General features: G+C 48.6%; 1 protein-coding gene. It reads left to right on the top strand.

The window, feature by feature from the left end:
- Positions 1-17: 17 nt before the first annotated feature.
- Positions 18-510 (top strand): ABC transporter permease (locus ACLD7X_RS18440; RefSeq protein WP_411425134.1); only part of this gene is annotated, 493 nt, incomplete at its 3' end.

The raw sequence follows: 510 nt of genomic DNA on the forward strand, positions 1-510 counted from the left end.
TGAAAATCAATACTAGCATGACGGTCAGCGTAACGGGTGTTTACGAAGACCTGCCCGCGGGTAGTAGTTTTGCAGATGTACATTTTATAGCTCCCTGGGAACTATACGTATCCGCAACGCCCTGGGCAAAAGATGCCCGGGATAGCTGGCAGAATACTTCTTTTGAGATTTTCGTTGAGCTGATTCCAACTGCCACTTCCGATGAGGTAAGTGGACAAATCAGCCGGGTACTTGCTGAAAAAAATAAGGAGGCCGCTCCGCTGAACCCCGAACTTTTTCTGGATCCAATGGCGCGATGGCATCTGTACTCCGACTGGGAAAATGGCGAAAATGCGGGGGGACGTATTCAGTATCTGTGGCTATTTGGCAGTATTGGCTTTTTTGTTTTGTTACTGGCCTGCATCAATTTTATCAACCTGAGCACCGCCCGTTCTTTCAACCGGGCCAAAGAAGTCGGTATTCGTAAAGCAGTAGGATCCCTGCGTTTTCAGCTCATGGGGCAGTTTTTGG

Origin of the sequence: Aphanothece microscopica RSMan92, from assembly GCF_046613545.2 — a bacterium.
Classification (GTDB): Bacteria; Cyanobacteriota; Cyanobacteriia; order PCC-6307; family Cyanobiaceae; genus NIES-981.